At 71.7% G+C, this 26,569-nt stretch carries 26 protein-coding genes; 17 read left to right on the top strand and 9 right to left on the bottom strand.

All coding sequences use genetic code 11. The features are described from left to right. Nucleotides 1–59: 59 nt before the first annotated feature. The 9 genes from C3488_RS23110 (at nt 60) to C3488_RS23070 (ending at nt 7,418) form a co-directional block, all read left to right on the top strand. Nucleotides 60–662, top strand: coding sequence for a riboflavin synthase (locus C3488_RS23110; protein ID WP_103842319.1), 603 nt, complete (start codon nt 60–62; stop codon nt 660–662). Then, complete coding sequence (locus C3488_RS23105) at nt 659–1,303, top strand: nicotinamide mononucleotide transporter family protein (RefSeq protein WP_103842317.1); 645 nt, start codon at nt 659–661, stop codon at nt 1,301–1,303. The genes C3488_RS23110 and C3488_RS23105 overlap by 4 nt, the downstream gene beginning before the upstream one ends. After that, the gene (locus C3488_RS23100) at nt 1,300–2,592 is read left to right on the top strand and encodes a bifunctional 3,4-dihydroxy-2-butanone-4-phosphate synthase/GTP cyclohydrolase II (protein WP_103842315.1); all 1,293 of its coding nucleotides are present in this window, start codon (nt 1,300–1,302) and stop codon (nt 2,590–2,592) included. Before C3488_RS23105 ends, C3488_RS23100 begins: the two co-directional genes overlap by 4 nt. A gap of 19 nt (nt 2,593–2,611) precedes the next feature. Beyond that, nucleotides 2,612–3,097: a 6,7-dimethyl-8-ribityllumazine synthase gene (gene ribH / locus C3488_RS23095; protein WP_103842313.1), complete on the top strand. Its 486-nt coding sequence runs from the start codon at nt 2,612–2,614 to the stop codon at nt 3,095–3,097. Nucleotides 3,098–3,131: 34 nt separating this feature from the next. After that, nucleotides 3,132–3,404, top strand: a complete 273-nt coding sequence (locus C3488_RS23090) for a phosphoribosyl-ATP diphosphatase (protein ID WP_007491392.1) — start codon at nt 3,132–3,134, stop codon at nt 3,402–3,404. 64 nt (nt 3,405–3,468) lie between these two features. Next, a complete protein-coding gene (hisG, locus tag C3488_RS23085) occupies nt 3,469–4,317 on the top strand; it encodes an ATP phosphoribosyltransferase (RefSeq protein ID WP_103842311.1) in 849 nt (282 codons plus the stop codon). Between the two features lie 14 nt (nt 4,318–4,331). After that, nucleotides 4,332–4,787, top strand: coding sequence for a PH domain-containing protein (locus C3488_RS23080; RefSeq protein ID WP_103842309.1), 456 nt, complete (start codon nt 4,332–4,334; stop codon nt 4,785–4,787). 226 nt (nt 4,788–5,013) lie between these two features. Continuing rightward, nucleotides 5,014–6,351, top strand: a complete 1,338-nt coding sequence (locus C3488_RS23075; RefSeq protein ID WP_103842308.1) for a hemolysin family protein — start codon at nt 5,014–5,016, stop codon at nt 6,349–6,351. Next, nucleotides 6,348–7,418, top strand: coding sequence for a hemolysin family protein (locus tag C3488_RS23070; RefSeq protein WP_103842306.1), 1,071 nt, complete (start codon nt 6,348–6,350; stop codon nt 7,416–7,418). Before C3488_RS23075 ends, C3488_RS23070 begins: the two co-directional genes overlap by 4 nt. Nucleotides 7,419–7,548: 130 nt before the next feature. On the opposite strand, the gene C3488_RS23065 is transcribed toward C3488_RS23070, so the two are convergent. Beyond that, nucleotides 7,549–9,411: an AAA family ATPase gene (locus tag C3488_RS23065; protein ID WP_103842304.1), complete on the bottom strand. Its 1,863-nt coding sequence runs from the start codon at nt 9,409–9,411 to the stop codon at nt 7,549–7,551. 430 nt (nt 9,412–9,841) lie between these two features. Beyond that, nucleotides 9,842–10,504, bottom strand: a complete 663-nt coding sequence (locus C3488_RS23060; protein ID WP_103842302.1) for a uridine kinase — start codon at nt 10,502–10,504, stop codon at nt 9,842–9,844. 282 nt (nt 10,505–10,786) lie between these two features. On the opposite strand from C3488_RS23060, the gene C3488_RS23055 reads away from it, so the two are divergent. From C3488_RS23055 to C3488_RS23045, 3 genes are all read left to right on the top strand, one after another. Further along, nucleotides 10,787–12,145 (top strand): peptidase C39 family protein, encoded by a 1,359-nt coding sequence (locus tag C3488_RS23055; protein WP_103842301.1) that lies wholly within the window; start codon nt 10,787–10,789, stop codon nt 12,143–12,145. Between the two features lie 146 nt (nt 12,146–12,291). After that, a complete protein-coding gene (locus tag C3488_RS23050; RefSeq protein ID WP_103842299.1) occupies nt 12,292–12,951 on the top strand; it encodes a TetR/AcrR family transcriptional regulator in 660 nt (219 codons plus the stop codon). A gap of 338 nt (nt 12,952–13,289) precedes the next feature. Further along, entirely contained in the window at nt 13,290–14,462 is a 1,173-nt protein-coding gene (locus tag C3488_RS23045) for an acyl-CoA dehydrogenase family protein (protein ID WP_103842333.1), read from the top strand. On the opposite strand, the gene C3488_RS41740 is transcribed toward C3488_RS23045, so the two are convergent. Continuing rightward, nucleotides 14,425–14,688, bottom strand: a complete 264-nt coding sequence (locus C3488_RS41740; protein ID WP_103842297.1) for a hypothetical protein — start codon at nt 14,686–14,688, stop codon at nt 14,425–14,427. The genes C3488_RS23045 and C3488_RS41740 overlap by 38 nt on opposite strands. Nucleotides 14,689–14,790: 102 nt before the next feature. Continuing rightward, entirely contained in the window at nt 14,791–15,228 is a 438-nt protein-coding gene (locus C3488_RS23035; RefSeq protein WP_103842295.1) for a hypothetical protein, read from the bottom strand. A gap of 268 nt (nt 15,229–15,496) precedes the next feature. Here C3488_RS23035 and C3488_RS23030 point away from each other — a divergent pair, with 268 nt between their 5' ends. From C3488_RS23030 to fxsA, 4 genes are all read left to right on the top strand, one after another. After that, nucleotides 15,497–15,937, top strand: coding sequence for an Lrp/AsnC family transcriptional regulator (locus tag C3488_RS23030; protein ID WP_103842293.1), 441 nt, complete (start codon nt 15,497–15,499; stop codon nt 15,935–15,937). Between the two features lie 47 nt (nt 15,938–15,984). Next, on the top strand, nt 15,985–17,601 hold the full coding sequence (locus C3488_RS23025; RefSeq protein ID WP_103842292.1) for an amidohydrolase: 1,617 nt from the start codon (nt 15,985–15,987) through the stop codon (nt 17,599–17,601). A 606-nt stretch (nt 17,602–18,207) separates the two neighbouring features. Beyond that, nucleotides 18,208–19,008, top strand: a complete 801-nt coding sequence (locus C3488_RS23020) for a polyprenol monophosphomannose synthase (protein WP_103842290.1) — start codon at nt 18,208–18,210, stop codon at nt 19,006–19,008. 74 nt (nt 19,009–19,082) lie between these two features. Next, nucleotides 19,083–19,640: an FxsA family membrane protein gene (gene fxsA, locus C3488_RS23015; RefSeq protein ID WP_103842289.1), complete on the top strand. Its 558-nt coding sequence runs from the start codon at nt 19,083–19,085 to the stop codon at nt 19,638–19,640. Between the two features lie 163 nt (nt 19,641–19,803). Here fxsA and C3488_RS23010 read toward each other — a convergent pair whose 3' ends face one another. The 4 genes from C3488_RS23010 to C3488_RS22995 all read right to left on the bottom strand — a co-directional run bounded on the left by C3488_RS23010 (nt 19,804) and on the right by C3488_RS22995 (nt 23,326). After that, nucleotides 19,804–20,178 carry an RNA polymerase-binding protein RbpA gene (locus C3488_RS23010; protein ID WP_099500427.1) on the bottom strand — a complete coding sequence of 125 codons (375 nt, stop codon included), beginning with the start codon at nt 20,176–20,178 and terminating at the stop codon, nt 19,804–19,806. A 267-nt stretch (nt 20,179–20,445) separates the two neighbouring features. Further along, a complete protein-coding gene (locus tag C3488_RS23005) occupies nt 20,446–21,792 on the bottom strand; it encodes an MFS transporter (RefSeq protein ID WP_103842287.1) in 1,347 nt (448 codons plus the stop codon). 44 nt (nt 21,793–21,836) lie between these two features. Continuing rightward, nucleotides 21,837–22,604, bottom strand: coding sequence for a glycerophosphodiester phosphodiesterase (locus C3488_RS23000; RefSeq protein WP_103842286.1), 768 nt, complete (start codon nt 22,602–22,604; stop codon nt 21,837–21,839). After that, a complete protein-coding gene (locus C3488_RS22995; protein WP_181139154.1) occupies nt 22,601–23,326 on the bottom strand; it encodes a YitT family protein in 726 nt (241 codons plus the stop codon). The genes C3488_RS23000 and C3488_RS22995 overlap by 4 nt, the downstream gene beginning before the upstream one ends. A gap of 64 nt (nt 23,327–23,390) precedes the next feature. On the opposite strand from C3488_RS22995, the gene C3488_RS22990 reads away from it, so the two are divergent. Next, nucleotides 23,391–24,890 carry a PLP-dependent aminotransferase family protein gene (locus tag C3488_RS22990; protein WP_103842283.1) on the top strand — a complete coding sequence of 500 codons (1,500 nt, stop codon included), beginning with the start codon at nt 23,391–23,393 and terminating at the stop codon, nt 24,888–24,890. A gap of 24 nt (nt 24,891–24,914) precedes the next feature. Here the strand turns inward: C3488_RS22990 and C3488_RS22985 are convergent, their stop codons facing one another. Then, nucleotides 24,915–26,558, bottom strand: coding sequence for an ATP-binding protein (locus tag C3488_RS22985; protein ID WP_258053602.1), 1,644 nt, complete (start codon nt 26,556–26,558; stop codon nt 24,915–24,917). Nucleotides 26,559–26,569: the final 11 nt, after the last annotated feature.

Below are 26,569 nucleotides of genomic sequence, written 5' to 3'. Positions count from 1 at the left end.
GCTGTCGTCATCGACAGGCCCCGGAGTCCGTGCCCCATCGAGGCAGGAGGACCCGGGAAGTGTTCACCGGAATCGTCGAAGAGCTGGGTGAGGTCACCGCCGTCGAGAATCTCGGCGACTCCTCCCGCTTCCGGCTCCGTGGACCCGTCGTCACCGAAGGCGCCCGCCACGGCGACTCCATCGCGGTCAACGGCGTCTGTCTCACCGTCGTGGAGCACGAGGGCGACGAGTTCACCGCCGACGTCATGGCGGAGACCCTGAACCGCTCCAGCCTCGGCGCCCTCACCGTCGGCTCCCGAGTCAACCTCGAACGCCCCACCGCCGTCGGCACCCGTCTCGGCGGCCACATCGTGCAGGGCCATGTCGACGGCACCGGCACGGTCCTGGAGCGCCGGCCCTCCGAGCACTGGGAGATCGTGAAGATCTCGCTTCCGGCGGACCTGTCCCGCTACGTCGTGGAGAAGGGGTCCATCACGGTGGACGGCATCAGCCTCACCGTCGTCGAGACCGGAGGCGACCACTTCTCCGTGAGCCTGATCCCGACCACCCTCGCGCTGACCACCCTGGGCCTCAAGCAGCCCGGCGACCCGGTCAACCTCGAGGTCGACATCATCGCCAAGTACGTCGAGAGCCTGCTCGCCGGTCAGGGGGCCACCAAGTGAACTGGCTGAACTCCGAGGCGTTCACGCTGCTCGGCCAGCACATCAAGTGGTCCGACATGATCGGCAACGTGATCGGTCTGCTCGGCCTCGCCTTCGGCTGGCGGCGCTCCATATGGAGCTGGCCGGTGCAGTTCCTGTCCGGCCTGATCCTCTTCGCCGCCTTCGCCACGGCCCACCTCTCCGGCAGCGCCGGCAAGCAGGTCGTCGTCATGGTCGTCGCCGTCTACGGCTGGTGGCAGTGGAACCGCGGCAAGGGCCAGGCGGCGGACGGCCACATCGCACCGCGCTTCGCCACCTGGCGGGAACGCGGCATCCTGGCCGGCGCCGCGGCCGTGGGCACCCTCGCCGTGGCCGGCCTGTTCACCGCCTACCCGGCACTGTCGTGGGACCCGTGGCCGGACGCGTACATCTTCGTCGGCACGATCGTCGCCATGTACGCCCAGGCGCGCGGCATGGTCGAGTTCTGGTTCGCCTGGCTGCTCGTCGACGCCGTCGGCGTCCCGCTCAACTTCGCCAACGGCTTCGCCTTCTCCGGCTTCGTCTACGTCATCTACGGCGCACTCGTCCTGTGGGGCATGCGCGACTGGTGGCTGCGCTCCCGCAGGGCCGCGCGGCCCGTCCTGGAAGGAGCCGCCGCATGAGCACGGCGCCGATTCTCTACAGCACGGACACCATCGAGGACTTCGCGCTCGACCCGGTCGAGCAGGCCGTGGCCGACATCGCGGCCGGCCGCCCGGTCGTGGTCGTCGACGACGAGGACCGCGAGAACGAGGGCGACCTCGTGATCGCCGCCGAGAAGGTCACCCCCGAGATCGTCGCCTTCATGATGAGCGAGTGCCGCGGCCTGATCTGCGCCCCCATGGAGGGGGAGGAACTGGACCGGCTCGGGCTCCCCCAGATGGTCGACGAGAACAACGAGTCGATGAAGACCGCCTTCACGGTCTCCGTCGACGCCTCCGCCGCCCACGGCGTGACCACCGGTATCTCCGCCTCCGACCGCGCCACCACGCTCCAGCTGCTGGCGAGCGGCACGGCGGAGCCCTCGGACTTCGTGCGCCCCGGCCATGTCTTCCCCCTGCGCGCCAAGCCCGGCGGCGTCCTGGTCCGCAACGGCCACACCGAGGCCGCCGTCGACCTCGCCCGGCTCGCCGGACTGCGCCCGGCCGGCGCCATCGTGGAGATCGCCGGAGAGGACGGCCACATGCTGCGGCTGCCCGAGCTGATCCCGTTCGCCCGCAAGCACGGCCTGACGATCATCTCGATCGAGGACCTGATCGCCTACCGCCGCAGCTCGGAGGAACCCACCGTCCGTCGCGAGGCCGAGGTGCGGCTGCCCACCGCCCACGGCACCTTCACGGCGTACGGCTACCGGTCCACCGTCGACGGCGTCGAGCACGTCGCCCTCGTCCACGGGGAGATCGGCGACGGCGAGGACGTTCTGGTCCGCGTCCACTCCGAGTGCCTGACCGGCGACGTCTTCGGCTCCGCCCGTTGCGACTGCGGCCCCCAGTTGGAGGCGTCCCTGCAGCGCATCCAGGCCGAGGGCCGGGGCGTGGTCGTCTACCTGCGCGGCCACGAGGGACGCGGTATCGGACTGATGTCCAAGCTGCGGGCGTACGAACTCCAGGAGCGCGGCCGTGACACCCTGGACGCCAACCTGGAGCTGGGCCTGCCCGCCGACGCCCGGGACTACGCCGCCGGCGCCCAGATCCTCAAGGATCTCGGCGTGAGCGGCGTGCGCCTGATGACCAACAACCCGGAGAAGACCGACGCCCTGCTGCGCCACGGCCTCGAGGTCACCGCCCGGGAACCGATGCCCGTCCAGGCGGGTGAACACAACCTCCGCTACCTGCGCACCAAGCGGGACCGGATGGGGCACGACCTGCCCTGGCTGGACGCGACCGCCGTGTCCGCCTGCGGCAACCAGTAACAGAGCACTGAGGAGAGACGTGAGCGGCAAGGGTGCACCGGAGCTGTCCGTACGCAACGTGAGCGACCTGCGGGTCGCCGTCATCGCGGCACAGTGGCACGACAAGGTGATGGACGGTCTGGTCGACGGCGCCCTGCGCGCCCTGCGGGAGCTGGGGATCGACGAGCCGACCCTGCTCAGGGTCCCCGGCAGCTTCGAGCTGCCGGTCGCGGCGAAGGTCCTCGCGGGCCGCGGATACGACGCGATCGTCGCCCTCGGCGTCGTCATCCGAGGCGGCACCCCCCACTTCGACTACGTGTGCCAGGGCGTCACCCAGGGCCTGACCCAGGTCTCCGTCGAGACCGGCGTCCCCGTCGGCTTCGGGGTGCTGACGTGCGACACGGAGGAGCAGGCCCTGGACCGCGCCGGCCTCGAGGGTTCCAACGAGGACAAGGGGCACGAGGCGGTGACGGCGGCGGTGGCGACGGCCGCCACGCTCCGCTCAGTATCTGAACCCTGGCACTGAGGTACGGCCCTCAGCGCGTAGGGTTAGGACCACCATGTCCAAGAAGACGTTCGAGGAGCTCTTCACCGAGCTCCAGCACAAGGCCGCCCACGGCGATCCCGCCACCTCCCGTACCGCCGAGCTGGTCGGCAAGGGCGTCCATGCCATCGGCAAGAAGGTCGTCGAAGAGGCCGCCGAGGTCTGGATGGCCGCCGAGTACGAGGGCAAGGAGGCGGCCGCCGAGGAGATCTCCCAGCTGCTGTACCACGTCCAGGTGATGATGGTGGCGCGCGGGATCTCCCTGGACGACGTCTACGCCCACCTCTGAGCCGTAAGCCGCCGTAAATCGAATACCCGTACCTCTGTACGCACGAACGAAGGAAGCCGACCTCATGCTGCGCATCGCCGTCCCCAACAAGGGTTCACTGTCCGGCCCTGCGGCGGAGATGCTGCATGAGGCCGGCTACCAGCAGCGCCGGGAGTCCAAGGAGCTGAGGATCGTCGACCCGGAGAACGAGGTCGAGTTCTTCTACCTCCGCCCCCGCGACATCGCGATCTACGTCTCCTCCGGCCGCCTCGACATCGGCATCACCGGTCGTGACCTGCTGATCGACTCCGGCGCCAACGCCGAGGAGATCCTCCCGCTCGGCTTCGCCCGCTCCACCTTCCGCTACGCCACCAAGCCCGGCACGGCGAACGGCGTGCAGGACCTCAACGGCATGACGATCGCCACCTCCTATGAGGGCATCGTCGCCAAGCACCTCGCCGACAACGGCATCGACGCCGCCGTCGTCCACCTGGACGGCGCGGTGGAGACCGCCATCCAGCTCGGCGTCGCCGAGGTCATCGCGGACGTCGTAGAGACCGGTACCTCGCTGCGCAACGCCGGCCTGGAGGTGATCGGCGAGCCGATCATGAAGTCCGAGGCGGTCGTCATCCGCCGTACCGGTGCCGACGCCGAAGAGCCCAAGGTCCAGCAGTTCCTGCGCCGCCTCCAGGGCGTCCTGGTGGCCCGGACGTACGTGATGATGGACTACGACTGCCGCGTCGAGCAGCTCGAGAAGGCCGTCGCCCTCACCCCGGGCCTCGAGTCCCCGACCGTGTCGCCGCTGCACAACGAGGGCTGGGTCGCCGTGCGGGCCATGGTCCCGGCCAAGGAGGCCCAGCGGATCATGGACGACCTGTACGACATCGGCGCCCGGGCCATCCTCACCACGGCCATCCACGCCTGCCGCCTCTGAGGGACGGCGCACCGATGTCGGACCTGCCCACCCTTCCGGTCACCTTCCGGCCGGGCCGCACCCGCGCCGTGCTGCTGACCGCCGGCGTCGCGATACTCGTGGTGATCACCACGGTCGCGCTGCTGCTGGACCAGCTCACCACCGGGGAACGCCTCAGCTTCATCCTCACGGCGGCCCTTCTCTTCGGGGTGCTGCTGCTGCTCGCCCGGCCCAAGGTCGTCGCCGACGAGAGCGGGGTCATCGTCGTCAACATCGCCAGCCGGCGTCAGCTGGACTGGGCGGAGATCGTCCAGGTCAACCTGCGTCCCGGCGACCCCTGGGTGTTCCTGAACCTCAGCGACGGCACCAGCCTGCCCGCCCTCGGCATCCAGCCGGGCATCGCAAAGAAACGAGCGATCGAGGACGCACACACCCTCCGGGCGCTCGCCGAAGCCCGCTCCAGCGCCGATCCCGAACGACATCAGGGCTGACTCAGGGACGTCCACCCTGCCGCACAGGGCGGAGTCTTGATTAATCTGGTGGGCAGAGGCGCTTACGTGGCGCCTCCGCCCCTGAGGTTCCACCCGGTGCTCAGGGGTTCCTGCTACCCGAGGAGTGACTCCCTCCGGCGATGGACGGATCGTCCTGTAGTACCTGCGCCGCCCCCTGCCGACATAGCGCGGACCGTCTCCGTGCGAACGCGGAGGCGGCGGCATCATGACCACCCCCTTGCTGCTCCTCGGGGCGGCGTTCCTGCTGATTCTCGCCAACGGTTTCTTCGTGGCGGCCGAGTTCGGGCTCGTCACGGTCGAGCGCCCGGACGCCGAACGGGCCGCGGCCGAGGGCGACCGGCGGGCCCGTACGGTCGTCGAGTCGCTCAGGGAGCTGTCCTTCCAGCTCTCCGGCACCCAGCTCGGCATCACCATCACCTCGCTCGTCGTCGGCATGCTCGCCGAACCGGCCCTCGCCGAGCTGCTGCACGCCCCGTTCGCGCTGGTCGGGCTCCCCGAGGGCGCGGCGAGCGGCGTCGCGGTCGTCGTCGGCATGCTGCTCGCCTCGGCCGCGCAGATGGTGATCGGTGAACTCGTCCCCAAGAACTGGGCGGTGTCCCGGCCCCTCCAGGTCGCCCGCTTCGTCGCGGGCCCCCAGCACCTGTTCTCCCGGCTGTTCCGGCCGGTCATCGCGGCCCTGAACGCGGTCGCGAACCGCCTGGTGCGGGCCCTGGGCGTGGAACCCGCCGAGGAGCTGGCCTCCGCCCGCACCCCGGGCGAGCTGGTCTCGCTGGCCCGCCACTCCGCGCAGGCGGGCGCACTGGAACAGGACACGGCCGACCTGTTCGTCCGCACGCTCTCCCTGGGTGACCTGACCGCCCAGCACGTCATGACTCCGCGAGTACGGGTGAGTGCGCTGCAGTCCTCCGCCACCGCGCAGGACGTGGTCAACCTGACCCGGGCCACCGGACTGTCCCGCTTCCCCGTCTACCACGACAAGATCGACGAAATCGTCGGCATGGTCCACCTCAAGGACGCCCTCGCGGTGCCCTCACACGAACGGCTGCGCACCCCCGTCACCCGGATCGCCCAGGCACCCCTGCTGGTCCCGGAGACGCTGCCTGTGCAGCCCCTTCTGGAGCTGCTGCGCAGCCAGCAGCCCATCGCCGTGGTCGTCGACGAGTACGGCGGCACGGCCGGCGTCGTCACCCTGGAGGACATCGTCGAGGAACTGGTCGGCGAGGTGCGCGACGAGCACGACGGCCTGGATCTGCCGGAACTCGCCGTCGCGCCGCCCGAGGACGGGCGGCCCGCGTGGGACGCGGACGGAAGCTGCCGCGTCGACGTCCTGAAGCGCATAGGCCTGGACGTGCCCGAGGGGCCGTACGAGACCGTGGCCGGACTGGTCGCCGACCTGCTGGGCCGGATTCCCGCCCTCGGTGACCGTGCGGAGCTGCCGGGCTGGCGGCTCACCGTCCGCCAGGTCGGCCACTACCGCGCCGAGCGGGTCAGGCTCGTGAAGCTCGCGGACGCCCCCGCGCCGGCCGCGGAGGCGGTGCGATGAGTCTGCTGCAACTCCTGTTCGCGGCGCTTCTGGTGCTCGTCAACGGGTTCTTCGTCGGCGCCGAGTTCGCATTGGTGTCCGTGCGCCGCAGCCAGATCGAGCCGCTGGGGACCGCCCGGGCGCGGCAGGTGCTGTACGGCCTCGAACGGCTGCCACAGATGATGGCCGCGGCCCAGTTCGGGATCACCGTGTGCTCCCTGACGCTGGGCGCCGTCGCCGAACCGACCGTGGCGCATCTGCTCGAACCGGTGTTCGCTGCGGCGCACCTCCCCGACAACTTGGTCCACCCGCTCGGCTATGTGATCGCACTCGCGGCGGTCGTCTTCTTCCATCTGGTGATCGGCGAGATGGTGCCGAAGAACCTGGCGATGGCGGCCCCGGAGAAGGCCGCACTGTGGCTGAGCCCGGGCCTGGTGGCGTTCGCGCGGCTGTGCCGTCCGGTCACGGTCGCGCTGAGCGCCTGCGCCCAGGTGATTCTCAAACTGTTCCGCGTCGAACCGAAGGACGAGGTCGAGGCCGCCTTCACCAGTGAGCAGCTCAACCAGCTCGTGGAGGACTCCGGCCAGGCCGGCCTGCTCGACCCCGAGGAGGCGGAGCGTCTGGAGGACGCCCTGGAACTGGGCTCGCGCCCGGTCACGGACGTGCTCCTGGACCCGGACCTGCTGGTGACGGTCGAGCCGACGGTGACCCCGGGCGAGGTCGTGGCGCTCACCGCGCGCACGGGCTACTCCCGCTTCCCCGTGGCCGCGGGGAACGGCGCCTTCATGGGCTATCTGCACGTCAAGGACGTCCTCGACCTCGAGGAATCCGAGCGGGCGGTGCCGCAGCAGCTGTGGCGGCCCATGACGACGCTCGCGGCGGAGCTCCCGCTGGACGACGCGCTCACGGTGATGCGCCGGGCGGCCACCCATCTGGCCCAGGTGGCGGACACCTCCGGCCGGGTCCTGGGCCTGGTCGCGCTGGAGGACGTACTGGAACTCCTGGTCGGCGAGGTCAGGGACCCGGCGCACCGGGAGGCTCCGCCTCAGCCGCGCACGGCGGAGCCGAAGGAAGCGGTACCGAGTTGAGAAGGGTTCCCCGCGCCTCGTTCAGGGGCGCGGGGCCCTGCCGATTCTGTGGCCCTGCTCCGTGGCCACGAGCCACGACGAACCCGCAGCCGCACGCGCGCAAACACGACCGGGCTGGTGGGGGGCGCCGCTACAGCCCCGAAGGATCCTGCGGCCCCCGGCCGGACAGGACCTCCCCGTAGGCCTGCATGAGATCCGGCAACCGCAATGTCGACAAGTCGTCCCGCGACGGCAATCCCGGATAGCCGCTCAGCCGCAGATCCCGATACGCACAACTCTTCTCGTACAGCGTCCGCAGGAACCGCCCGTTCCCGAGCTCGTCGATCCACCCCTGGTCCACCACGTGACCGGCGATCGACCGCAGCTCCTCCAGAGCCTCCTCGTCCCAGACGTCCCCGTTCTCGGCGGCCAGCACCTCGCCGATCGCCGTCAGTTCCAAGGGACGGTACGAGGGGAAATCGACCCGCGTCGTGAAGCGTGAGGACAGTCCCGGGTTCGCAGCCAGCAACCGGTCCATCCCCTCGGGATACCCCGCGAGGATCACCACCAGGTGGTCCCGGTTGTCCTCCGCCCGCTTCAGCAGCACCTGAAGCGCCTCGTCGCCGTAGGCGTCCCCCTTGCCGTATCCCGAGTTGGACAGCGAGTACGCCTCGTCCACGAACAGGACGCCGCCGATCGCCGAGTCGATCAGCTCGTTCGCCTTCACCGCCGTCTGGCCCAGGTACTCGCCGACCAGGTCCGCCCGCTGTGCCTCCACCAGGTGATCGCCGCCGAGCAGGCCGAGCGCGTAGAAGACCCGGCCCAGGATCCTCGCCACGGTCGTCTTGCCGGTTCCGGAGGGCCCCGAGAACACGAAGTGCCGTTTCGGCGGCTGCACGGGTAAGCCCTGGCCGGCCCGCAGCCGGGCCATGTTCAACTGCGCCGACAACGCCTTGACCTGGCGCTTGACCGGTTCCAGCCCGACCATGCGCTCCAGCTCGGCCAGCGCCTCCTCCAGCAGTGCGGGGTCCGTGGGCCCGGCCGGCCACGACTGCGCCGGTACCGAGGCGGCCTTCTCGCGCACGAGGTCGTCCTGCGCCGGCAGTGGACCCGTCGGCGGTGGTTCGGGATCGGACAGCTTCACGTCCCGGCCCTCGGCGCCGAAGAGCGGATCCAGACCGTCCGGTGCCTCCAGTGTGTCGCCGCCTCCGGCGAGCGCCATCGCCGTCAGGTCGGTCGAGTCGTCGTACCCGTCCCCCTCGGCGATCGCGGCGAGCCGCGCAGAGGTGTCCATGAACGCCGGGTCCACCCGGTGCACGGCCCGGTAGAGGGGGAGCGCGGCGGCCGAGCGACCCGTGCCCTCGTGCGCCCGGGCCAGCCAGTACCGCAGCTCCTTGCGCTGCGGCTGCTCGCTGCGGCAGCGCATCAGGGCGGTGGCGAGCAGCGGCTCGGCCTGTCCGTACATCTCCAGGCGGACCCGGGCCATGCCGCCGAACAGGCCGGCCTCTATGCCGAGCATGGGATCGTCGATCAGCGGATCGGTGTGCCGGACCAACTGTTCCCAGTCCTTGACCAGGTAGGCCCGGCAGGCGTGCAGAAAGCGCACCTGGGGGTCGGTGTCGACCGGCGGCAGGCCCGCCAGCGCGCGGTCCAGCTCCGGGACGTGGCGGCCGTCCAGCCAGTGCGAGGCGTGCGCGAGCAGCAGGTCGCGCGGGCTCTCGAGGACCGGCTGCACCCACCAGCCCAGCCAGTACCAGGAGTTGAGGCCGCGCCGGTGCCGCGCCCGCTGCTCCCCGAAGCGGTCGCGGTGGCGGTACATCCTCAGCAGCGCGGTCGTCGTGTCGACGCGCAGCGCGTGCAGCCCGAGCCAGCCGTCGGCCATCCCGGGATCCATCCGGACCGCGGCGCGGAACTCCTCCTCCGCCTGCGGATAGGCGCCCATCGTGTAGGCGTCGACCCCTCGCAGCCAGGCGAGGTCGGCCGGGGCCTGAGGGCCCTGCGTGCCGAAGTCCATCACGTCCCCCACAAACCGTGCCCCCGTTGGTTCACCGCCGGGCCCGTGCCCGTCGGCCGCCTTGCTCGAACCGCTGTGCCGCGGACCGGAGTTGCCACGGTGCGCAGAGCAGCGTCCGAACGTCGCACCGAGAGGCATCGTACCTGCGGGGGAGGGGCGCACGAAGGGTGCCGCACGGGCCGTTCGGCGAGGTGGGAGCAGAAGAGACGCCCGGCGCGTCGTGACCGAGTGTGAGCGGATCACGCCTCGTGGCGCCCGGACAAGGTGCTGAGGGCAGAACGAAGCCCCCGATCACGGGGGAACAACCGGGGGCTTCGCGTCTGGGTGCGACTGCGAAAGCCGCACATTGAGAACGTAAGACCTGTACGGCCCCCCGGTCAAGCCGACTTGGGGCACTGGAGGAAGTTGCCCGGCGAGGGTCTTCACAAGTTCAGCACACTGCCGATGGGTCGTCACTGTCGGTGAGATCCTGGTCCGGATCAGGAAGCCCGCCAGGCCCGGAAAACACCTCATATCCCTCGGGTATCTGATGCACCAGGAGGCAGGCGTGGGGTCGCGAGGGGTCCTCGGAGAAGTGCCGGCGCTCTGCTTCGACCCAGCCGTCCCAGAACGCGCGTTGTTCCTCCCCGTCCCGGGTGCGCCCGCGCGTCCACGCCTCCTCGTGCCCCAGGTCCATCCACAGCAGCCGGGCGAGATGCGGCCGCAGTGCCCGGCGGCCGGCGCCGACCCCCTCGATCAGGATCACGGGGGCGGGTGGCAGCGCACGGGCGGGACCGAAGCGCCGTGTGCGCCAGTCGTACGGCCGGTAGTGCGCGGTCCGGCCGTCGCCGAGCGGCTCGATCACCTCCCGCAGCAGCCGGTCCGTCCAGGAGAACAGCTCCTCATGGGTGGCGATGTCGTCCAGGTGCAGCACGGGCGCGCCGCCGAGTGCGGCCGCCAAGTGTGCGGCGAACGTGGATTTCCCCGACCCCGCGTGCCCGTCGACGCCGACGAGACGGACGGGGCCGCAGGAGGGCGGCAGGCGCTGAAGACGGGACGCGAGAGCGTGAATGGCGATTCCCGGGCGAGAAGGTGTGTCGGCAGGTTTCGGCATGTTTTCCGAGGGGACAGTTTACCCGGGCAATGGGCTGTCCCTCTTCGCGGTGAAAGCGACCTCTCTCCTGAATTTCGCCCTACTTCGGGTTCGTGTGAACGCGGGTGATTCGCCTCTTCGAATTCCCGTCGTTCATTCCAGGGAGACCGCCACAGGTCGGGACCAATATTGGTGGGCGCGTCGACGGCCGAAGTGCTGGCAGAAGTCCGTGCGTGGCGGCCATAGTTGGCGCACACCGTGCGTCCAACCGCTGCTTGAAGGACTCCTGGGGGTCACCCACCGATGACCAGAGCTTCAGAGCCGTCCCGCAGAACCATGCTCGCCGCGGCGGTCGCCGCGGCCACGGCGGCCGGCACCGCGGGCCCGGCGGCCGCGGCCACACCGACCGCCGGACCGACGAAAGCATCCCCGAGCCTCGTGGACTACCGCGCCTGGACCTCGTATCCGGACTGGCGAAGCGGCGCCGCGCGGGGCGCTCGGGCCCTCGCCGGCCTTCGCCCCGGACTGGTGATCGACACGCCCGCCGGTCGTACCGACTACACCGACCCGCACACCGGGAAGTCGGCCACCTGGGAATACGCCACCTGGACCTCCCCGGCGCACCGCCTCGCCGTCCCCTCCACCGAGCTCGTCGCCTCCTGGAACGCGCACACCCCGGCAGGCACCTGGCTCCAGGTCGAGCTGAAGGGCGCCTACTCCGACGGTACGGACACGCCCTGGTACGTGATGGGCCGCTGGGCGGCCGGCGACCAGGACATCTGCCGCACCTCCGTGGACGGCCAGAGCGACGGCAGGAGCAACATCTGGACCGACACCTTCGCCATCGCCGATCCCGCCTCGGGTCTGCGCCTGGCGTCGTACCGTCTGCGCCTGACCCTGTACCGCACGCCCGGCACGTGGATCACGCCGACGGTGTGGCGGCTCGGAGCCATGGGCTCCGACATCCCCGACCGGTTCACCGTCCCGGCGTCCACGCCGGGGCCGGCCAAGGAGCTGATCGTTCCGCGGTACTCGCAGGAGATCCACAAGGGCCAGTACCCGGAGTACGACAACGGCGGCGAGGCCTGGTGCAGCCCCACCTCCTCGCAGATGGTCATCGAATACTGGGGGCGGAGGCTCACCCCCGGGCAACTGTCCTGGGTCGACCCGTCCTACGCGGACCCGCAGGTCTGCCACGCGGCCCGGTTCACCTACGACCACCAGTACCAGGGCTGCGGCAACTGGCCCTTCAACGCGGCCTACGCGGCGACGTTCGAGGACCTCCAGGGAGTGGTCACCCGGCTCTCCTCGCTCACCGATCTGGAGACGCTGATCGCGGCGGGCATCCCGGCCATGACGTCGCAGTCGTTCCTCAAGGACGAGCTGACCGGCGCCGGGTACGGGACCTCGGGGCACCTGATGGCCGTGATCGGGTTCACCGCCGACGGCGACGTGATCGCGAACGACCCGGCGTCGCCGAGCGACGAGTCGGTGCGGCGCGTGTACCGGAGGCGGGAGTTCGAGAACATCTGGTTGCGCACCAAGCGGTACAACGCCTCCGGCAAGGTCGCCTCCGGCACCGGCGGCGTCTGCTACCTGTACTTCCCTGCCCGTCCCACCTCCCGGCAGCGCAAGGCACTGGCGGCGGTGGGCGTCCGCTGACGCGTCCACCGGGGATACCGGGCGGCACAACTCCCAACGGCGTCCGACTCCGTCGATCGACTTCGCGAATCGGAGTCGAACATGCTGATGGTGTCATTCTGCAATACTGCGGATGTCCTGCCGCCAGTTGGAGACTTGGGCCGAAAGTGAAGAGCAGTCAACAGCGCGGTACCGTGCGCCCCCAGGCGCGCGGTACCGACCGCTCCCAGGCGCGCCGCGCCGAACTCATCGCCATCGGACGGAAGTTATTCGCCGACACGTCCTACGACGCTCTGTCGATGGACGACATCGCGCGCCACGCCCAGGTGGCGAAAGGGCTCATCTACTACTACTTCAAATCGAAACGCGGTTATTACCTCGCCATTGTCGAGGATTCCGTGGCCGACCTCGTGACCTCCGCGGCCGCCGGCCTGGACCTGCCGCCGGTGGAACGGGTGCACCGCACCATCGACCGCTATCTGCGCTACGCCGAGCACAACCAGGCCGCCTACCGCACGATCGTCAGCGGCGGCGTGGGCTTCGACGCACAGGTCCACGCCATCCGGGACGGGGTGCGCGAGGCGATCGTCACCACGATCGCCGAGGGAGCGTACGGGCGGCGCGACATCGCTCCGCTGGTGCGCACGGGGCTGCTCGGCTGGGTGTGCGGCGTGGAGGGCGTGACCCTCGACTGGATCGACCGCCCGGCACTGTCCCGCGACACGATGTGCGACCTGCTCGCGAAGACGCTGGGGGGAACCCTGCGCGCGATCGAGGAACTGGAACCCGCGTACGCGGCCCCGCCTCCGGCCCGCCGGTCGACCTGACCGCACCGGGAGGACCGAGCGACGTCCCAGCGGTCCCACGCGGGTGCCGGCGAAGCCGTCACGGGTCGCTCCACGGCGAGCCGAGACGGCCTGGGGACGAGACCCCTGCGCCGAATGCCGATCACGCCGCGGCACGGCATCCGCTTTCTTGAAGTAAGCGGTCGTTAACCGGTGACGCCGTGCCTCCGATCGGGCATACTCCAAGCGCCACAGCCGCTGGTCAGCCGCCTCCGCGACCCGGAGCGGCGAGCATCGGCCAGGCTCAGTGAGACCCGGCGGCGCCGCCCCACCCAAGGCGCATGTCCGCCGACGTGCCCAAGAGGGAGGAGAGCGTCGCCATGCCCGACCGCGCCCCGCAGCCGGTGGACCGGCAACTGCCCACGGACGAGGCCCGGGATCTGATCTCGCTCGTCCGCGACATCGCGCAGCACGAGATCGCCCCGAAGGCGGCCGAGGAGGAGCACTCCGGGCACTTCCCGCGCGAGATCTTCCGCCTGCTCTCCGACTCCGGACTGCTCGGCCTGCCGTACGACTCCGAGTACGGCGGTGGTGACCAGCCCTACGAGGTCTACCTGCAGGTCCTCGAGGAACTGGCCGCGGCCCGCCTCACCGTCGGCCTCGGCGTCAGTGTCCACACCCTGGCCTGTCACGCCCTCGCGCACTACGGCACCAAGGAGCAACAGCTGGAACACCTGCCCGCGATGCTCGGCGGGGGCCTTCTGGGCGCCTACTGTCTCTCCGAGCCGTCGTCCGGGTCGGATGCCGCGTCCCTGCGGACGAAGGCGGTCCGGGACGGCGACCACTGGGTGATCAACGGCACCAAGGCATGGATCACCCATGGAGGCGTCGCCGACTTCTACACCGTGATGGCGCGCACCGGCGAGGAGGGCCCCCGCGGGATCACCGCGTTCCTCGTCCCCGGCGACGCCGAGGGGCTGAGTGCCGCGGCGCCGGAGAAGAAGATGGGCATGAAGGGGTCGCCCACGGCACAGGTCCACTTCGACGGGGTGCGCGTGCCCGAAGCACGGCGCATCGGCGACGAGGGGCAGGGCTTCGCGATCGCGCTGTCCGCGCTCGACTCCGGGCGGCTCGGCATCGCGGCCTGCGCCATCGGCCTGGCCCAGGCGGCGCTGGACGAGGCCGTCGCGTACGCCACCGGGCGCCGGCAGTTCGGGCGGCCGATCTCGGACTTCGAGGGGCTGCGCTTCCTGCTCGCCGACATGGCGACGCAGATCGAGGCGGGCCGGGCGCTGTACCTGGCGGCGGCACGGCTGCGCGACGCCGGGCGGCCGTTCGCCAAGCAGGCTGCCATGGCCAAGCTGCACTGCACCGACACGGCGATGAAGGTCACGACCGACGCCGTCCAGGTGCTCGGCGGGTACGGCTACACCATGGACTTCCCGGTCGAGCGCTATATGCGGGAGGCCAAGGCGCTGCAGATCGTCGAGGGGACGAACCAGATCCAGCGCATGGTCATCGCCCGTCACCTCGCTGGTCCCGAGTCCCGCTGAACGACTCCTGGCCCGCCGCGAGCCGGCGCGCGCCGGCCGGGGGCGCCGCGAGCCGCACCCACTCCGGGTCGTGGCGCCCCGGGAGCGTGCGCCCGCGGTCGGCCCAGGTGCGCATCAGTGCGCGGTAGATGGGCGGATCCTGCGGCTGCGGCGGCGGCAGCGTGGCCGCCGGCACCGGAATGAACACCGGCCGCCGGGGCCCGGTCGCCGAATAACTGGGGCTCATACCCGGAGCAACGCCCCGACGCCCGCCGAGGTCACCGACCCCGCTAATCGAGCGTGAGTTCCGCGGCGGACCGCCCGGGGAACCGCCGCTGTTCGCGAAGTGTCAGGCGGCCTGGCGGCGCAGCGCGGCCATCCGGAGCGGGCGTGAGCCCGGGCCGCCGACGTGCGAGAACGGCTGCGTGCGCCAGTCGAGCCCCTGGGGGAGGGTCAGCAGCAGGGCGGTGTCCTGCTCCTGGGGTTCCACGGACTCGTCCGCCGGGCGGGCGTCGGCCGCCGCGCGGCCCGTGCCGGAGCAGACCGTGAGACCGAACGGGTTCCACGGCGAGGCGCACAGCGCGTGCTCGGGCAGGACCTCCTCGTCCGCCAGGAGCGCGATGGGCTGCGCGCAGTCCGGGCAGATCACCCGGTACATCTCGAAGGTGTCGTACGCGTCGGGCTCCTCGCTGTCGAGGGCGTCGGGTTCGACGCCCTCCGGCTCGGGCTCGATGACCGGCTGCTGCCGCTTGGGCACGGTACGACCAGGGCGCTTGGGATTCTGCATGGGTTTCTCCCCCTCGGGCTGGGCCGACAAGGCACTGCGGCCTCGACCACAGCAAGCACTTCCCGTCCCGTCTCCGGGGTAATCACGAGAGCATCACGAAGCCTCGTCGGGCGCTGTGGTGTTCGTCACATGCCACTCGCATGGTGCCTCGCGCGGCCGCGGGTCACCCGGGCGGCTCACAGACCGCTCTCACCAACATCACAAACCGGGCATGACCTGCGCTGCTGAGGTATCCGCGGAGTCAGGGCGCACTGTAGGTTCTAGCGCCATGGAGGAGCTGGACCGACAGATCGTGCAGCTGCTCGTCAAGGACGGGCGGATGAGCTACACCGACTTGGGCAAGGCCACGGGCCTGTCCACGTCGGCCGTGCACCAGCGGGTGCGCCGGCTCGAGCAGCGGGGCGTCATCCGCGGATATGCCGCCGTCGTCGACCCCGAGGCCGTCGGCCTGCCGCTGACCGCCTTCATCTCGGTGAAGCCGTTCGACCCCAGCGCCCCCGACGACATCGCCGAACGCCTCGCGGGCGTCCCGGAGATCGAGGCCTGCCACAGCGTCGCGGGCGACGAGAACTACATCCTCAAGGTCCGTGTGGCCACGCCCCACGAACTGGAGGAGCTGCTCGCCCGGCTGCGGACGCTCGCGGGGGTGTCGACGCGCACCACCGTGGTCCTGTCCACCCCGTACGAGGCACGGCCGCCGCGGATCTGATCGACCTCCCTGCGGGGCGTCCCCCGCCAGGGGCGACACTGTTGCCCATGAGTGAGCGCACCGCCGAGCCCAAGACCGTCCTCCTGCGCCGCGGAGAGGTCCACAGCCCCGCCGATCCCTTCGCCACCGCGATGGTCGTGGAGGCCGGACATGTCGCCTGGGTCGGTTCCGAGGGCGCGGCCGACGCCTTCGCGGACGGCGTCGACGAGGTGATCGACCTCGACGGCGCCCTCGTCACTCCCGCGTTCACCGACGCGCACGTGCACACCACCGCCACCGGCCTCGCGCTCACCGGCCTCGACCTGTCCGGTGCACCGTCCCTGACGGCCGCCCTCGCCCTCGTACGGGACTTCGCCGCCGCCCGGCCGGACGACCGGGTCCTGCTCGGCCACGGCTGGGACGCGGCGCGCTGGCCCGAACGACGGGCCCCGCGACGGGAAGAGCTCGACGAGGCCACCGGTGGGCGTCGCCTGTACCTCAGCCGTATCGACGTCCACTCGGCCGTCGTCACCACCGCCCTGCTGGACCTCACCCCGCGCGTGCGCGACAAGGCCGGCTTCACGGACGGCGAGCCGCTCACCCGCGACGCCCACCACGCCGTACGGGCCGCCGCGTTCGCCGCGGTCACCCCCGCGCAGCGCACCGGGGCCCAGCGCGCCGCCCTCGCCCACGCCGCCTCCCTCGGCATCGGCTCGCTCCACGAGTGCGCCGGCCCGGAGATCTCCTCCCAGGACGACTTCACCGGGCTGCTGCGCCTCGCCGCCGAGGAGCCCGGGCCGCGTGTCGTCGGCTACTGGGCCGAGCAGGACGTCGCCAAGGCCCGGGACCTGGGTGCGCTCGGCGCCGCGGGCGACCTCTTCGTCGACGGCGCCCTCGGCTCGCACACCGCCTGCCTGCACCAGCCGTACGCGGACGCCGCCCACACCGGCACCGCGTACCTGGACGCCGCCGCGGTCGCCGCGCATGTCGTCGCGTGCACCGAGGCCGGGCTCCAGGCGGGGTTCCACGCCATCGGCGACGCCGCCGTCACGGCCGTGGTGGAAGGGGTGCGCGCCGCCGCCGAGAAGGTGGGCCTGGCCCGGGTCCGCGCCGCCCGCCATCGCGTCGAGCACGTCGAGATGCTCACACCCGAGACCATCACGGCCTTCGCCGAACTGGGCCTGACCGCCTCCGTCCAGCCCGCCTTCGACGCGCTGTGGGGCGGCGAGGACGGCATGTACGCCGAGCGCCTCGGCGTCGCACGGGCCCGCACGCTGAACCCGTTCGCGGCCCTGCTGCGCGCCGGCGTCCCGCTGGCGTTCGGCTCCGACAGCCCGGTGACCCCCCTCGACCCCTGGGGCACGGTCCGCGCGGCCGCGTTCCACCGCACCCCCGAACACCGGGTCTCCGTACGCGCCGCGTTCACCGCGCACACGCGCGGCGGTTGGCGGGCCATCGGACGGGACGACGCGGGCGTCCTGGTGCCGGGCGCCCCTGCGGACTACGCCGTGTGGCGCACCGACGCACTCGTCGTCCAGGCACCCGACGACCGGGTGGCCCGCTGGTCCACCGACCCCCGCTCCGGCACCCCCGGACTGCCCGATCTCACCCCCGGCACCGACCTTCCCCTCTGCCTGCGCACCGTGGTCGGGGGCCGGACCGTGTTCGTAGGGCCGGGCGAGTGATCTCCTGAGGCGGCGCCGCGGCGACGAGCCGTCAGAACCCCGTCGCGCGACCTGCGTATCCTCCGCTGCCACCAGGCCCTTCGCCGAAGACCCGCAGGTGGGACGGCTATTGACAGTGAGGCGCGGAGGGCCGGTAGGTTCGGGCGGGTCCACCACCGAGTCGTCCGGCCGGGGAACCTCCGCGCAGTCGCCAGAGCGCCGCTGGGTCAGGGATGGTGTGCCGCGCCGGCGCATCACCACTGGGAGCCAGGCTCAGCGCCCGCGCCACGGCGAGGGCAACGTTCCGGTCGGTCGGCAGGGTGTGACCCGGGTGGGGCCCGGACGTCCAGTAGACAACGGCTTTCGGTCGATCCGCAGCCAGCGGGTCCCAGGTCGGCCCGAAGGGCGCCGGGCCCCGATCCGCAGCCGCCCGGGGCGTGGCCGGCACGGGACCCGCTTTAAAGACCCCGTGGGCACCTGTGCGACCGGTCGGCGCATGCCGCCGGTGCGGTGGACATTCTTACCCGGCTCTTACGGAATCGACACCCCCAAAGGAACCCGCTGTGGCGGAGGCCCGTGCGGCGACCACTATGGTGGACCTCTGCGTACGGATGTGAAGGGGCAGCAGTGAACCACGGCGACGGGACCCTCGGGGCATCGGCCCAGGGCAAGCAGTTCGGTCCGCTCGGCACCGCCTTGGTGATCATTCCGACCTACAACGAGGCGGAGAACATCAAGACGATCGTCGGCCGGGTGCGGTCGGCGGTGCCCGAGGCGCATGTCCTCGTGGCGGACGACAACAGCCCCGACGGCACCGGCAAGCTCGCGGACGAACTCGCGGCCGAGGACGATCACGTCCACGTCATGCACCGCAAGGGCAAGGAAGGGCTGGGTGCCGCGTACCTCGCCGGCTTCCGCTGGGGCCTCGAGCGCGGCTACGGCGTCCTCGTCGAGATGGACGCCGACGGCTCCCACCAGCCGGAGGAGCTGCCGCGCCTGCTGACCGCGCTCAAGAGTGCGGACCTGGTGCTCGGCTCCCGGTGGGTGCCGGGCGGGCGGGTCGTGAACTGGCCCAAGTCCCGCGAGTTCCTCTCCCGCGGCGGCAGCACCTATTCGCGTCTGGCCCTCGGCCTCTCGCTGCGCGACATCACCGGCGGCTACCGTGCCTTCCGCCGCGAGACCCTCGAGGGCCTCGGGCTCGACGAGGTGGCCTCGCAGGGGTACTGCTTCCAGGTCGACCTGGCGCGGCGTGCGGTCAAGGCCGGATTCCACGTCGTCGAGGTGCCGATCACGTTCGTGGAGCGCGAGCTCGGCGATTCCAAGATGAGCCGGAACATCGTCGTGGAGGCGCTCTGGCGCGTCACGGCGTGGGGCGCGGAGGAGCGCTTCGGCAAGGTCCTGGGCCGGGGCGACAAGACGCGCCGGTAAGGGCACGGGCGGCGTCACGGGCGCCGCTGATGCCCCTTATCCCGCACTGAGCCGGGTCCGGGCACACTGGGAGCATGACGACTGGCGCTTCGACCTCTCCCCGCACCACGAACCGGCCCCGGCGTTCCCGGTTGCGCACCTTTCTGCCGCTGGGCGTCGCCGCGTGGCTGGTGCTGGAGATCTGGCTGCTGACCGTGGTCGCCGGTGCGACCGGCGGCCTCACGGTGTTCCTGCTGCTGGTCGCCGGCCTGGTGCTCGGCTCCCTGGTCGTCAAGCGGGCGGGCCGCCGTGCCTTCCGGAACCTGAACGAGGCGCTGCAGAGGGGCGGCTCCCCGTCGAGGACCGGCGGCAACGGCCTGATGATGCTCGGCGGCCTGCTGCTGATGCTGCCGGGTCTGGTCTCCGACGCGGCGGGCCTGCTCCTCCTGCTCCCGCCGGTCCAGAAGGCGGTCGGCCGATACGCCGAGCGCACGATCGACCGCACACTCCGCCAGTCCCCGTACGGCAGCTTCGGTGACGCCTTCCAGCAGGCTCGTATGCACCGCCCCGACGGGAAGATCGTCCAGGGTGAGGTCGTCAGGGACGAACCCGCGGACACCCGGGGGGAGCCCCGCCCGCCCCTGCCGCGCTGACTTTCCGGGGCCGGGCCCCAGGGGGCGGGGTGTCCGGCGCACCGGGCCACCCGAAAGCGAGGCAGTGGGCGCCGCGAACAAAACAGTGGGCGCCGTACGTCACAAAGACGTACGGCGCCCACCGATATTGGCGCGCGCGGTACCCCGCCCGACCCCGGAGGGACTACGCGGACTTGCGGCTGTCCCGCGGATGCACCGCGATGTTCATCGCCCCGGACCGCAGCACCGCGAGACGCTCCTCGAGGACCTCTTCGAGTTCCTCACGGGTGCGCCGCTCCATCAGCATGTCCCAGTGCGTACGCGCGGGCTTCGCCTTCTTCTCCTCCGGACCTTCGCCGTCCACCAGGAGCGCCTGGGCACCGCAGACCTTGCACTCCCACTCCGGCGGGATCTCCGCCTCGACCGAGAAGGGCATCTCGAACCGGTGCCCCTTCTCGCATGCGTACTCCACGGCCTGGCGCGGAGCCAGGTCGATGCCGCGGTCCGTCTCGTAGCTGGTCACCACGAGGCGCGTGCCGCGAAGAGCTCGCTCACTCATGAATCGTGCCTCCCGGGCTTGTCGCCCACAGGACAGGTGTCGCTGTCGTCGTCATCCGGTCAACGTCCGGTCGGCGGTAAAGATTCCCGTTCCGAGTCCCGTTCCGGGTCATGCGTCGCCGTCGTAGCCGCCCCTTGTTGTACCCACCGGCGCCCGGTTTGTCACATCTGCTAGCAGATGTCACCCAGCGTTTCGGCTCCTTTGACGCGCAGTAACGGTACGCCTGGCAGGCCAAACGCGTACACTACCGCCCTTTGTGCTCGGACGCTAAATCCTCTCGGGCACCGGATTGCCCGCGTCGCGCACCGCCTCGCGCACCGGAACCCGGGCCAGCAGCGCGAACCCGAGGACGAAGAACGCGACCAGCGAGATGATCGCGTCCCGGTAGCTTCCCGTCAGCTGGTACGTGATCCCGAACAGGAGCGGGCCCAGCCAGCTCATGCCGCGGTCGCTCATCTCGTACGCGGAGAAGTACTCGGCCTCCTTGCCGGGCGGGACCAGATGTGAGAAAAGCGACCGGGACAGTGCCTGGCTTCCGCCGAGGACCAGCCCGATGCAGGCCGCCAGTGCGAAGAACCCGCCCGGCGCGCCCGCGGGCAGGAAGTAACCGGCGGCGAGCGTCGCCGTCCAGGCGACCAGCGAGCCGAGGACGGTGCGCTTGGCGCCGTACGTCCGGGCCAGCCGACCCATGCCCAGCGCGCCGCCCACCGCCAGCACCTGCACCAGCAGCACGGCGGTGATCAGCGTCGACTGGCCGAGGCCCAGTTCCTGGGAGCCGTACACCGACGCCTGTGAGATCACCGTCTGGATGCCGTCGTTGTAGATGAGGTACGCCAGCAGAAAGGCGAGGGTGAGCGGGGTGCGGCGCATGTCCCGGACCGTCGCGGCCAGTTGCCGCCAGCCGTGCACCGCCGCACCCGGGGACGTCGTACGGCGGTCGCGCAGGCGCCTGAGCGGGATCAGGGTGAAGGCGCCCCACCACAGACCCGCCGAGGCCAGGCAGATGCGGACCGCCGTCGACTCCGAGACGCCGAAGGAGTCGTGGGCCGTGAACAGGACCAGGTTCGCGAGCAGGACCAGTGAACCGGCCGCGTAGCCGAAGGCCCAGCCGCGTGAGGAGACCGCGTCACGCTCCTCGGGCGGGGCGATCAGCGGCAGATACGAGTTGTAGACCACCATCGAGACGGCCACCGACGCGTTCGCGACGATCAGCAGCAGGCCGCCGAGCAGATACCGGTCACCGTCCAGGAAGAACAGGCCCGTCGTGGCCGAGGCGCCCAGGTACGCGCACAGCGCGAGCAGCGGCTTCTTGCGGCCGGTGCGGTCGGCCGCCGCGCCCGCGAGCGGCATGACGGCGATCGCCACGACGACCGAGGCCGAGACGCAGTAGGCGAAGAACGAGCCGGCGCGCACCGGAACGCCCAGCGGATGGACGTATCCGTCCGCGTCCGCCGCCGACTTGGCCACCGAGGTGAGATAGGGGCCGAGGAACACGGTCAGCACGCTCGTCGAATAGACCGAGCACGCCCAGTCGTAGAAATACCAGCCGCGTTGTTCGCGCCGCCGCTCGGCGGCCTCGTCGCCGGCCTGCGCCCGCACGGTGTCGGTGCCCACCCGTGCCCTCGCTTCCCCGTGGAACGTGATCGTGCGCGGGGCGTTCAGGCCCAGGTGCCCCGTTCTTCGAGGACCTTGCGCAGTGTGTCGATGTGATCGGTCATGATGCCATCCACTCCCAGGTCCAGGAGCCGGTGCATGCGATCGGGTTCGTTGATCGTCCACACGTGCACCTGCAGTCCGAGCGCGTGGGCGGTGCGCACGAAGCGGTGGTCGACCACGGGGACGCCCGACTGGGACTCCGGCACCTGGGCGGCGACCGCCGAGCGGCGCACCGCCGCCGGGATGCCCCAGGAACGCAGCCGCAGGTTGAGGACACCGCGGGTGCCGTACGACGTCGCCAGGCGCGGTCCGGCCAGGCGCTGGGCGCGCACGACGCGTGCCTCGGAGAACGAGCCGACGCAGACCCGGTCCCAGGCGTCGGTGCGCTCGATGAGGTCCAGCAGGGGCCGCAGCGCGGGCTCCGCCTTGACGTCCACGTTCCAGCGCACCTCGGGGAACTCCTCCAGCGCGTCCTCGAGGAGGGGCACCGGCTCGCTGCCCGCCACGCGCGCGTGCCGCACGTCGTCCCAGGGCAGGTCGGCGATCCGGCCCGCGCCGTCGGTCACCCGGTCCAGGGTCGCGTCGTGGAACGCCACCAGCTTCCCGTCGGCCGTGGCGTGCACGTCCGTCTCGATATAGCGGTAGCCCGCCGCCACCGCGCGCCGGAACTGCGCCATGGTGTTCTCCAGGCCGTGGGCCGCCCCGCCCCGGTGGGCGAAGGCGATCGGACCGGGATGGTCGAGGTAGGGGTGGCGTATGAGGGTGGTCACGGACGCAGTATCGCGCGCTCCGGTTGCCCGGCGGCAACGACCGTGCCGCGCCCCGATGCCGCGGGGGCGGCGAAGACGCGCAGGAAGAACTGGGCGAGCGGCCCGATGGACAGCGCGTACACGATGGTGCCGATCCCGACGGTGCCGCCGAGGGCGAAGCCGGTCGCGACGACGGTGATCTCCACGGCTGTGCGGATCAGCCGGATCGAGCGGCCGGTGCGCCGGTGCAGTCCGGTCATCAGGCCGTCGCGTGGGCCGGGACCGAAGTCGGCGGCGATGTAGAGGCCGGTCGCCACCCCGTTCAGCACCACGCCCGCTGCCAGGAGGGGCACGCGGACGGCCAGTGAGCGCACCTCGGGGAGCACGGCCAGGGTGGCGTCCATGGCGAAACCGATCACCAGGACGTTGGAGACGGTGCCGAGTCCCGGACGCTGCCTCAGCGGGATCCACAGCAGCAGGACGGTCGCGCCCACGATCGTCAGTACGACACCCATGCTGAGCCCGGTGAGCTCGGACAGACCCTGGTGCAGGACGTTCCACGGCTCCAGGCCGAGACCCGCCTTCACCAGGAGGGCGGAGCTCGCGCCGTACAGGGCCAGACCGGCGTAGAGCTGGAGGAGCCGCCGCCCGGGACGACTCCTCATGGACTTGTCAATGGACGGGTCGCTCGGCGAGTCGGCAGACAAAACGTGCCCCCCTGTGGTGTTAGTGGCCTGACACATGTCACTCTGTGGCTTGGAAGTGCAAGCCATCCATGGCCAATTCCGGGAAGGTGGACTGGGACTCATGGCGCAGTGGACCTCAGCGGTGGGCGCGGCTCAGTTGGCGCGGCTGCTCACCTCCCAGCAGGACCGTCCCGCGGGCCCCGGCAGCCGCCGCCCACCCGCCTACCGGGCGCTCGCGGACGGCATCCGGCTGCTCGTGCTGGAGGGCCGGGTACCGGTCGCCGCCCGGCTGCCCGCGGAGCGGGAGCTGGCGCTCGCCCTGTCGGTGAGCCGTACCACGGTCGCGGCCGCGTACGAGGCGCTGCGCACCGAGGGCTTCCTCGAGTCCCGCCGCGGAGCCGGCAGCTGGACCGCCGTCCCCGCCGGGAATCCGCTGCCGGCGCGCGGCCTCGAACCCCTCCCGCCCGAGGCGCTCGGCTCGATGATCGACCTGGGCTGCGCCGCGCTGCCCGCGCCCGAGCCCTGGCTCACCCGTGCCGTGCAGGGCGCCCTCGAGGAACTGCCGCCCTACGCCCACACCCACGGCGACTACCCGGCGGGCCTGCCCGCGCTGCGGTCCATGCTCGCCGACCGCTACACGGCGCGCGGCATCCCGACCATGCCCGAGCAGATCATGGTGACCACCGGCGCCATGGGGGCGATCGACGCGATCTGCCACCTGTTCGCCGGGCGCGGTGAGCGCATCGCCGTCGAGTCGCCGTCGTACGCCAACATCCTCCAGCTGATGCGGGAGGCGGGCGCCCGGCTCGTCCCCGTCGCCATGGCCGAGGGGCTCGGCGGCTGGGACCTGGACCGCTGGCGCCAGGTGCTGCGCGAGGCCGCGCCGCGGCTCGCCTACGTCGTCGCCGACTTCCACAATCCGACGGGCGCGCTCGCCGACGAGGACCAGCGCCGCCGCCTGGTGGAGGCGGCCCGCTCCGCCGGGACCGTCCTGGTCGTCGACGAGACGATGAGCGAGCTGTACCTGGAGGAGGGGCTCGAGATGCCGCGCCCGGTGAGCACCTTCGACCCGGCGGGCTCCACCGTCATCACCGTCGGCTCGGCGAGCAAGGCGTTCTGGGCGGGCATGCGCATCGGGTGGGTGCGGGCCGCCCCCGATGTCATCCGCAGCCTCGTCGCGGCCCGCGCCTACGCCGACCTCGGCACTCCGGTCCTCGAGCAGCTGGCCGTGAACTGGCTGCTGAGCACGGGCGGTTGGGAGCAGGCGGTGGACCTGCGGCGCGGCCAGGCCCGGGAGAACCGGGACGCCCTGGTCGCCGCGGTGCGCAAGGAGCTGCCGACGTGGGAGTTCTCGGTGCCCCGGGGCGGCCTGACGCTGTGGGTGCGCACCGGCGGCCTGTCGGGCTCCCGTCTCGCGGAGGCCGGGGAGCGGGTCGGTGTCCGGGTGCCGTCCGGGCCGCGCTTCGGCGTGGACGGCGCCTTCGAGGGCTATGTGCGACTGCCGTTCACGGTGGGCGGCGCGGTGGCGGAGGAGGCGGCGGTGCGTCTGGCGGCCGCGGCCCGCCTCGTCCAGACGGGCGCGTCGGGGCCGGCGGAGGCACCGCGGACGTTCGTGGCCTGATCAGGGGGCTGGTACGGGCTGCGGTCAGCCCTCCATGGCCAGCGCCTCCGTCGGGACCGACTCGACCGGTGCGCTGCGGCCGGTCGGCTTGCCGCAGTCGATCGGAGCGCCGGGGGTGATCGGTGCGCTCGGCTCGATCGGTGCGCTCGGGGCGATCGGTTCGCTGCGGCGGGGCAGCAGGGCGAGAACCGCCTGCCGGTGCTGTTCGCCGGCGGTCTCGTCGTACGGGTCCGGGGTGGCCGGTACCTGGAGGCGGTGGACCGGGCCCGTGCCCAGACGGGCGTAACCGCGGCCGGGCGGCACGTCCTTGACGGGGGTGGTGTGCGGCGGCGCGCCGAGCACCGTCTCCAGCTCGCCGGGGGCCGCGGGCCCGAGCGCCACGCGCGCGCGGGTGTGCTGCAGGACCGCGTCGGACAGGCCGTCCAGGGCGTCCACCTGCTCGGCGACCACCACCGTGACGTTCGCCGCCCGGCCGTGCCGCAGTGGTACCTGGAGCAGGGCCTGGGGATCGGCGCGTCCGTCGGCGGCTGCGAGAGGCCCGAGGGCGGTCGGCCGGTCCAGCAGAATCCACAGCGGGCGCCTGACGTCGTCCGGCGGGGGGTGCCCGGCCTGCCGGGCGCGGTTGGCGGCGATCAGCCGGCGCTCCGTCTCATGGGTCGCCCACTCGAGGCTCGCCGCCGCCCCGGCGAGTCCGGACTCCACCGCCAGCACGCCCTCCCGGCCCGTCAGGAACGCGTACTCCCCGGTGCCGCCGCCCTCGACGATCAGCACGTCCCCGTGCTGCAGCGCCTGCAGGGCGATGGAGCGCACCAGCGTCGTCGTGCCGCTGCCGGGTGTGCCCGCGATCAGCAGGTGCGGCTCGGCGCACCGGGGGCCGGTGCGCCACAGCACCGGAGGCACGTCGCGTCGCTCCTCGCCGTGGGTGAGGGGGAGCGTGCGCTGGACCCCGGTGGGGTCGGTGAAGCCGAGGACCGTCTCGCCCGGGGCGGTCACGAAGCGCTGTGCGGCGATGTCGGTGGGCAGGGGAGGCAGTGCGGTGACCGTCAGTTCGTTGCCTTCCTCGTCCCAGGCGAAGTGGTACTCGCGGTCCCGGCCCGACTTGGCGCGCAGGAGCTGTTCGATCCTGCCCCTCGACGCCGGCTCGCCGTCGGTGAAGTAGGCGGGATAGCGGATGACCAGGCGCGAGACGCGGCCGGTGTCGTCGAACTCGCAGGACGAGAACGCCCGGGTGAAGTCCCCGCCGTGCGCGTACAGCGGTGCGGGGTCCTCGGCGGCGGAGAAGTACGGCACCAGAGCCTCGTACAGGGCACCCAGCCGCTTGGTCTGCGCGGGGTCCGGGCCCGGGGGCGCCGTCGGCCTGTTCTCCCGGCCCTTCCAGGCCGACGCCGCCATCAACGTGATGGCGGCGAGCAGCGGCCCGTACGGGACCAGCGCCACGACCAGGATCACCGAGGCCACCAGGAAGAGCAGCGGTCCCCGACGGTCCTTCGGTGTGTCCGCCCACGTGCGCCGTCCGGCCGCCGCCAGCCTGCGCAGGCCACGCGTGATGGTGATCAGCGGGTGGAGGACGTCGGTGGCGCCGCCGGCCGCCGCCCGCGCCAGCTCCCGGCTGCGGGCGATCCGGTCGCCGCCGTTGCTCAGAATGCGGGGGAGGGGACGCCGAGCCACGTCGTTCTCCT

This window comes from Streptomyces sp. Ru72, assembly GCF_002920635.1.
GTDB lineage: Bacteria > Actinomycetota > Actinomycetes > Streptomycetales > Streptomycetaceae > Streptomyces.
This window is presented reverse-complemented; position numbering and strand designations above follow the sequence as displayed.

Coding starts and splice junctions, on each gene's coding strand:
- C3488_RS23100 (WP_103842315.1), top strand. CDS start 1,300: ATGAGCACGGCGCCGATTCTCTACAGCACGGACACCATCGAGGACTTC.
- C3488_RS23090 (WP_007491392.1), top strand. CDS start 3,132: ATGTCCAAGAAGACGTTCGAGGAGCTCTTCACCGAGCTCCAGCACAAG.
- hisG (WP_103842311.1), top strand. CDS start 3,469: ATGCTGCGCATCGCCGTCCCCAACAAGGGTTCACTGTCCGGCCCTGCG.
- C3488_RS23080 (WP_103842309.1), top strand. CDS start 4,332: ATGTCGGACCTGCCCACCCTTCCGGTCACCTTCCGGCCGGGCCGCACC.
- C3488_RS23075 (WP_103842308.1), top strand. CDS start 5,014: ATGACCACCCCCTTGCTGCTCCTCGGGGCGGCGTTCCTGCTGATTCTC.
- C3488_RS23070 (WP_103842306.1), top strand. CDS start 6,348: ATGAGTCTGCTGCAACTCCTGTTCGCGGCGCTTCTGGTGCTCGTCAAC.
- C3488_RS23065 (WP_103842304.1), bottom strand. CDS start 9,411: ATGGACTTCGGCACGCAGGGCCCTCAGGCCCCGGCCGACCTCGCCTGG.
- C3488_RS23060 (WP_103842302.1), bottom strand. CDS start 10,504: ATGCCGAAACCTGCCGACACACCTTCTCGCCCGGGAATCGCCATTCAC.
- C3488_RS23055 (WP_103842301.1), top strand. CDS start 10,787: ATGACCAGAGCTTCAGAGCCGTCCCGCAGAACCATGCTCGCCGCGGCG.
- C3488_RS23045 (WP_103842333.1), top strand. CDS start 13,290: ATGCCCGACCGCGCCCCGCAGCCGGTGGACCGGCAACTGCCCACGGAC.
- C3488_RS41740 (WP_103842297.1), bottom strand. CDS start 14,688: ATGAGCCCCAGTTATTCGGCGACCGGGCCCCGGCGGCCGGTGTTCATT.
- C3488_RS23035 (WP_103842295.1), bottom strand. CDS start 15,228: ATGCAGAATCCCAAGCGCCCTGGTCGTACCGTGCCCAAGCGGCAGCAG.
- C3488_RS23030 (WP_103842293.1), top strand. CDS start 15,497: ATGGAGGAGCTGGACCGACAGATCGTGCAGCTGCTCGTCAAGGACGGG.
- C3488_RS23025 (WP_103842292.1), top strand. CDS start 15,985: ATGAGTGAGCGCACCGCCGAGCCCAAGACCGTCCTCCTGCGCCGCGGA.
- fxsA (WP_103842289.1), top strand. CDS start 19,083: ATGACGACTGGCGCTTCGACCTCTCCCCGCACCACGAACCGGCCCCGG.
- C3488_RS23010 (WP_099500427.1), bottom strand. CDS start 20,178: ATGAGTGAGCGAGCTCTTCGCGGCACGCGCCTCGTGGTGACCAGCTAC.
- C3488_RS22995 (WP_181139154.1), bottom strand. CDS start 23,326: ATGTGTCAGGCCACTAACACCACAGGGGGGCACGTTTTGTCTGCCGAC.
- C3488_RS22990 (WP_103842283.1), top strand. CDS start 23,391: ATGGCGCAGTGGACCTCAGCGGTGGGCGCGGCTCAGTTGGCGCGGCTG.